This is a genomic window from Corynebacterium sp. HMSC05D03 (genome assembly GCF_001807205.1).
Classification (GTDB): Bacteria; Actinomycetota; Actinomycetes; order Mycobacteriales; family Mycobacteriaceae; genus Corynebacterium; species Corynebacterium aurimucosum.
The window spans coordinates 1-5,919 of sequence record NZ_KV788164.1; the positions used below are offsets into that span (position 1 = coordinate 1).

General features: G+C 55.4%; 8 protein-coding genes and 1 pseudogene. 3 read left to right on the forward strand and 6 right to left on the reverse strand.

What is annotated here, in order from left to right; genetic code table 11:
• Positions 1 to 99: 99 nt before the first annotated feature.
• Positions 100 to 981: a pentapeptide repeat-containing protein gene (locus HMPREF3147_RS12415; protein ID WP_083276403.1), complete on the forward strand. Its 882-nt coding sequence runs from the start codon at positions 100 to 102 to the stop codon at positions 979 to 981.
• A gap of 85 nt (positions 982 to 1,066) precedes the next feature.
• Here the strand turns inward: HMPREF3147_RS12415 and HMPREF3147_RS01795 are convergent, their stop codons facing one another.
• From HMPREF3147_RS01795 to HMPREF3147_RS01810, 4 genes are all read right to left on the reverse strand, one after another.
• Positions 1,067 to 1,381: an NIPSNAP family protein gene (locus tag HMPREF3147_RS01795; RefSeq protein ID WP_174232238.1), complete on the reverse strand. Its 315-nt coding sequence runs from the start codon at positions 1,379 to 1,381 to the stop codon at positions 1,067 to 1,069.
• Between the two features lie 99 nt (positions 1,382 to 1,480).
• A complete protein-coding gene (locus tag HMPREF3147_RS01800; protein ID WP_003849969.1) occupies positions 1,481 to 1,810 on the reverse strand; it encodes a DMT family transporter in 330 nt (109 codons plus the stop codon).
• Positions 1,807 to 2,166, reverse strand: a complete 360-nt coding sequence (locus HMPREF3147_RS01805; protein ID WP_048733039.1) for a DMT family transporter — start codon at positions 2,164 to 2,166, stop codon at positions 1,807 to 1,809. The genes HMPREF3147_RS01800 and HMPREF3147_RS01805 overlap by 4 nt, the downstream gene beginning before the upstream one ends.
• On the reverse strand, positions 2,163 to 2,708 hold the full coding sequence (locus tag HMPREF3147_RS01810) for a TetR/AcrR family transcriptional regulator (protein WP_034666346.1): 546 nt from the start codon (positions 2,706 to 2,708) through the stop codon (positions 2,163 to 2,165). Before HMPREF3147_RS01810 ends, HMPREF3147_RS01805 begins: the two co-directional genes overlap by 4 nt.
• Before the next feature lie 188 nt (positions 2,709 to 2,896).
• Between HMPREF3147_RS01810 and HMPREF3147_RS01815 the strand changes: the two genes are divergently transcribed.
• Both HMPREF3147_RS01815 and HMPREF3147_RS01820 read left to right on the forward strand, forming a co-directional pair.
• A complete protein-coding gene (locus HMPREF3147_RS01815) occupies positions 2,897 to 3,151 on the forward strand; it encodes a hypothetical protein (protein ID WP_034659529.1) in 255 nt (84 codons plus the stop codon).
• Complete coding sequence (locus HMPREF3147_RS01820) at positions 3,151 to 3,744, forward strand: recombinase family protein (RefSeq protein WP_011117489.1); 594 nt, start codon at positions 3,151 to 3,153, stop codon at positions 3,742 to 3,744. Before HMPREF3147_RS01815 ends, HMPREF3147_RS01820 begins: the two co-directional genes overlap by 1 nt.
• An 861-nt stretch (positions 3,745 to 4,605) precedes the next feature.
• Here the strand turns inward: HMPREF3147_RS01820 and HMPREF3147_RS01825 are convergent.
• On the reverse strand, positions 4,606 to 4,869 hold the full coding sequence (locus tag HMPREF3147_RS01825; RefSeq protein ID WP_011117479.1) for a hypothetical protein: 264 nt from the start codon (positions 4,867 to 4,869) through the stop codon (positions 4,606 to 4,608).
• A gap of 353 nt (positions 4,870 to 5,222) precedes the next feature.
• A pseudogene (locus tag HMPREF3147_RS12810) lies at positions 5,223 to 5,640 on the reverse strand (transposase family protein); the annotation flags it as partial.
• Between the last annotated feature and the right edge of the window lie 279 nt (positions 5,641 to 5,919).

A 5,919-nucleotide genomic window follows, 5' to 3' on the forward strand; every position in this document is an offset into this window, starting at 1 on the left:
TCTACTCAAACGGAACAAAACCTGGGACACTTCATACCCCTTATCCTTCGACCAACGACAACGCGTGCTAAACCCCGACATTAGGCATATTCTTTATGAATGAGTTATGGCAAAAATACACCTAGCGAAGAAAGCACGCCAAAAGACGCTTCTCCGAAAGAACAAGATGCACTAGATAGGGATCCCTCTATAGAGAAGCATACCGAACAGGAAAAAGAGGTCACCCAAAGCACAAGTTCTGCTTCGCCTGCCCGCTTCGAATGGCTCCGCGACTTTTGGAGAGGGATCCCTAATAAGCAAGGGCTCCGCGACGTTGGAATATCAGTCCTTGCCTCCATAGTGGTGGGATCCTCTTTGGCATGGGCGCAAATTACTGATTCTAGAACCCAGGCAGACACAGCAATTCGTGCTGCTAATACTCAAGCAGTTACAGCAGAGCGACTCGAAAATCTGCGATACGTTCGCGATCGGGCTCAAGTTTCGACGTCAGCTAACCTATCACCCCATTGTCTAACAGCTGACGGGACCATATTTACCCCTGGTACGCCCACTACGAAATCTTCCACAGATAAACCAGACCCTTCTATTCCTGAACTTCCTTTTAAAGACTTTGACCTAAAGGAACAAAATTTGAGTGGTCTTTGGCTTAATTGTGCAAACTTTAGTGGAGCAAACCTCGAAGGGGCAGACTTAAGCAACGCAGTTTTAATAGAGGCGAAGTTTGACGGCGCGAATCTAAGAAACGCGAATCTACAAGGTGCAATCCTTGAACTAGCACAATTAGGGGGTGCCGATTTGCGTGGTGCGGATCTAAGCAACGCGGACCTATCGGGAACTCCTACAGACCTTTCAATTCTTGAAACTGCAACTTTGCACGAGACCATTCTTCCAGAGGATAACTTGGCGTTGACTCCACAACAGAAACAACGCTTACAAGATTTAGGTGCGACTTTCACTAAGGAGGAAGACCCCGAACCATAGTATAAAAGTCCGATAGAGTACACCCATCTGTACGCGCTGACCTGCGGCGTTGTGGGTTGTGCCGAGCGTGCTGCCGGAGTCCCTTTCAGTGTCCCTGGGGTAGGAGCGGCCGCATGAAGGTGCGCTCGTACCGCAGGACGCACTCGGACTCGTCTCGAATCCGGTCAGCGGCGATGAAGTCCGAGTGGGTGCCGAACAAGGTGCGGTACTGCTCGTAGGCAGCCAGGCTGGGGAAGCTGAACAGGGATTCCGCACGGTCACTCACACCTTCCGCGGGTAGGTAGTACCCGTGGTGGGTGCCGCCGTGTTCGTCGACATGCCGCATCCAAGCGCGGGCGAACTGTTCAAAGGCTGCGATCTGGTCGGGGTCGATGGTGTAGTGGACGACACAGGTGATCACATCCACAACGCTAGGCCCACAGGCGCTCATTGGGGAGCCTTTGTCTGTGCGCCTCGTGGTGCAGCACACCAATCTGCCTGGTTTACCTGCGGAAATGCGTCAGTTCGCCAAGTTGGCGCCGAGTTCAACGGTGAGAACTCCGACGGCGATGAGGAGGATGCCGAGGGCCATGGTTCGGGTGAGGGGTTCGTGGAAGATGACCCGGGCGAGGATCGCGGTGAGAGCTACGCCGGATGCTGCCCAGATGCCGTAGGCGACGCCAAGGGCCATGCCGTCGGCCAAGGCGAGACTTAAGGCGACGAACGCCACGAGATACCCCGCGATGACGCCGATGAACCATTTCTTCACCCGGCCACCGTCGGAGGCTCGTAGCGACATGGTCGCGACGACTTCGGACAAGATGGCGCCTGCGAGGAAGATCCATCTCATGAGTTGACTCCTGCTTCCTGGGCTGCGGTTTGCTGAGCTTTCTGGGAGCCGAGTTCGACGGTGAGGACACCGCTGATGATCGCAACCATTCCAAGACCCATCACAGCGGTCAGAGGTTCACCGAAAATCGCGGCGGATAGCACGGCGGCGAGCACGACCCCGCTGGCTCCCCAGATGCCATAGGCGACGCCGATCTGCATTCCTTCGCGCAGGCAGAAGGTGAGGAAGACGAAAGTGCCGATGTATCCGGCAGCAACCACGATGTACCAGGATGGGTGATTGAGCGCCGCCTTGAGAGACAGCGTCGCCGCCACTTCGGTAGTGATGGCGCCAGCGAGCAGGAACCACTGCTTCATGGGGTTGTTCCTTCGATCAGGGAGCGAATGCTGGAGACGACGGCTTCGAGATCCGCGCCGTGGAGGGTGGACACACCTGTGGCCTGGGCGCCCCAGAGTCCGTCGGCGGCGAGTCGGGCGGTGGTCAGCCTGGCTCGGGTGGCGGCGTCGAGATCGTCCGGGAGTTCGAGCCAGCGGCCCATCCGCGTAGTCCACGGTTCGGTGAGTTCGGGCCGATACGTCGCTTGGCCCCAGATGATGAACTCGGCGCGCTTGGCGGCCCCGTGGGCGGCGACGTGAACGTAGCTCAGGAGCCGCTCGGTGGCGTTGGCGTTCTCGAGGGGCTTGCCAAGGGTGGCAGTCATGTCGTTCTCGACGTTGGCCGCAGCGTGGTCGACGATCGCGGCGAGCAGTACGTCGCGGTTGCGGAAGTGATATAGCAATCCCGGTTTGGTGAGCCCGGCCTCGTGGGCCACTGCGTCAAGGGTAATGTCGCCACCCTCCGCTGCGTTCATGACGCGGAGGGCAGCTTCCAGGATCTCGGAGCGCTGACTGGTTCGCATATAGCTAACTTTACCATTTGGTAGGTGAAGCCTTCAACTGCGGGCGCTGGTAGGGGCACCTGGGGTACACCCTATTGTTACGCCGGTGTGCGGCAGAATGTTTCCTGTAAAATAGGGCCGTTCCTAGCATTGTTTTACACGTGTCTAGCGGGCTCTAAGCCTTATGTTTACAGAAAGTGGTGAGTGTGATGTTATCGTCTGACGGTTTCCATATTGAAAGTCATATTGACTCTGTACCCGCGTTGGCGCGGGTGAAAGATCTGCATGGTGGACTCTCGTCGGGGCAGCAGGCGTTGGGCAGGATTGTACAATCCTTGCTTGCTGACGCTGATGGCCTCGACGGTGTTCAGCTTTATGCCCTCTCGGATGCAATCGAGTCGTATCGTGATGCAGTCATAGAACAAGAGAATGCCGCCTTTAAACCTTCGCGGAGCGAAGACTAATGGTCAATGACTCTGGTTCGCATGGGCAGCGGGTGGGCTATATCCGTGTCTCCACGGTGGAGCAGAATAATCAGCGCCAGAAAGAACTACTCAATGCTTCCGGCAGGATTGACCGGTTTTTTGAAGATAGGATTTCCGGCCGCACCAAGACTGCCCGCCCTGGACTTGTCGAGTGTATGGCGTACGTGCGAGACGGTGACGAACTTGTCGTGTCGTCGATTGACCGTCTCGCCCGATCGCTGACAGATCTGCGCGGTATTGTTGATGAACTTACCGGCAAGGGTGTGACTGTTACTTTCCTGCATGAGAATCTCGCGTTTGCGAAAGACACGTCCGATCCGCGCGCGGATTTAATGCTCGGAATTCTCGGTAGCTTCGCGGAGTTTGAGCGGGCCATTATCCGCGAGCGCCAGGCGGAGGGGATTGCGTTGGCGAAAAAGGCCGGAAAGTACAAAGGCCGCAAACCCGCTCTTAGCCCGCAGCAAGTAGCGGAGATTAAACGGCGCATATTGGCAGGGGAGTCAAAGGCAGCACTAGCGCGGGAATTTGGGGTAACCCGTCCTACGGTGTATCGAGCATTGAAAAACACCTAGGGTAGTGCAGCCGTGATGGTAGATCAGCGCGCCCATGAGCCCCGTCATATGTCTTGCCATATGGCGGGACATATGTTTAGGCATATGCTAAAGCATATGTCGGCAGTTATGTAGCACTGCCAGCATTTTCGTGCGTCTAGATAGGGTGACAGGCAGAGAAATTAGCGGTGTTGAGTGCAGCTGCAAGTAGCACTGTACGGGTTTCCCCTCATGGGCGGCTTTTATAAAGGCAGGGGTGAAATCATGCTTCTAGGTCTCGTCAGGGGTGGCTGCTAACGTTAGTGCCGGTTCACAATCATGCCCCGCCACCTGTGGTGGGGCGTGGGCGTGACTTCCTCGTCGGTGCGCGGTAAGGCCCGCGCGTGACGTGGGCTGTCCCGCGCGCCTTTTTCAGGCGAGCGGACAACCCTACGACGTAAAGGGAGGTAGACAATGGGTAAACACTCATTGGATACACCCGGTCGCAAAAGAAAAGACCTTGATGCCACCAAGCTTGACTGGCTAGATGTGGCTACCAAGGTCATAGTTCTTGTGACCGTAATCGTGAAGCTCGTTACCGCGATGCTTCACGTGGGTCTTTAGGCCCGAGGGTCTCAACGAGCTGGCACTCGTTGGGGCCCTTTTTATTGTGCAGCCGCAATTCAGGGATGAACTGTGCTGTCACTTTTTAGGCTAATGGGCGCGCGAAGGTTTCGCAATACTCCCACACTGAGCCCGTAGCCCTCCTTTTCTCTACTGCGGGCGGGAATCTGCGTATTCGTGCGCCCGCGAGTCCTGCCATATGGCGGAACATATGTTTAGGCATATGTTATAGCGTATGTTCCGCCATATGCTAAAGCATATGTTCTGTGTTATGCAGGTTTACCTGCTAGTTCTTGCGTTTAGGCGGAGTCCGAAAATGGTAATCCACAAGGCTAGTAGGCCGAAGGAGATGAGCAGTGCGGCCAGTTCTCGCGAGAGACCGGCCTGGGTGAAAAGGAAGGAGGGGACAAGGATCATTGCTGCGCTTATGCTGCCTCCAAGCGCGGCGTAATACATACGGTCTTCTGGCCGTTCGCGGCGGATGGTCTGGATGATTAAGACGAAAAGTACTGCGAGTGCGGCGAGGGTGATGGTCGTGTACATTCCTTCTCCTTTCGGGACTGGTGCCCATTTTATCGGTGAGGGTGTGCACGGTCTGTGTGCTGCGTTTTCCAAGAGTCAGGGTGTGTTAGTGTTATCCCCCGTAAGATCCTGATGAGCAGTTGAACAAACTGCACCACCGGAAGTAACAAACTCGAAAGGGTATGTTACCTCCGGTTTCTTTCATTTTTCAATCTTTGAGGTGCGAAGATTGCACGCGTGGGGATTGAGGGTGTGAATCCCACTGTCGTGGGTTTGATGAGGTAGTCGATGTTGCGGAAGCTTTGGCATCGGCGTGCGTTGTGCTCCGTACGTTGTTTCAAAAACGGGTTTCATCAAACGGAACAAAACCTGGGACACTTCATATCCCACCCCAGGCCTAATGACTTGGGTGCAGCGGCAACGCTCATCCGATTTAGGCAGAGTCGTTGCAGGATCCAGTGGGTCACCTGGTCCGTGGTCTTTGAATTGTCGGGCGCGCAGGCAAGGCCAGCACGGAAGATCTTCTGCAAGCAACGCTTGTTGGTGCACCGGTAGCGTGGAAGGCGCACATGAAGTTGTTGGGTGGCCGACGATGGGCAGATCGACCAGGCTGCGGATGACGTGGTCGCGGAATACTCCAGGCTGCCCGCAGGTAGGGCATTCATTGATCGGCTCGACGGGTTCGGCTTCAATAACAGTGACGTCACCGTTTTCTGTGGCACCGGTGATAGTAGTTCCTAGTTTTGCGGTGCGGCAGATGGTATCGACGATGACATTTCCGTTAGGCTGCACAGTAGGTCCTTAGTTTTGTACGGATGGATTAGATACCTTTTTCCTACAAAGCCAAGGACCCCAATATCTTGTGCCACGCCCGAACCCCCGGCGAACTAATCAATGCACTCTAAAACCGGAAGAGCCCTTTTAGTACTACTGGTGGATTTCGGTTTTGGTGGGGATTAACGCCGCCGGCTTCGGTTTTTCCGTTGAGGAGGTCGTTGACTACTTCCCGATGGTGAAATGGGTCGATGGTGAGGTAGAGAGGAACCAGTCACCTGGAAGAGATCGATCCAG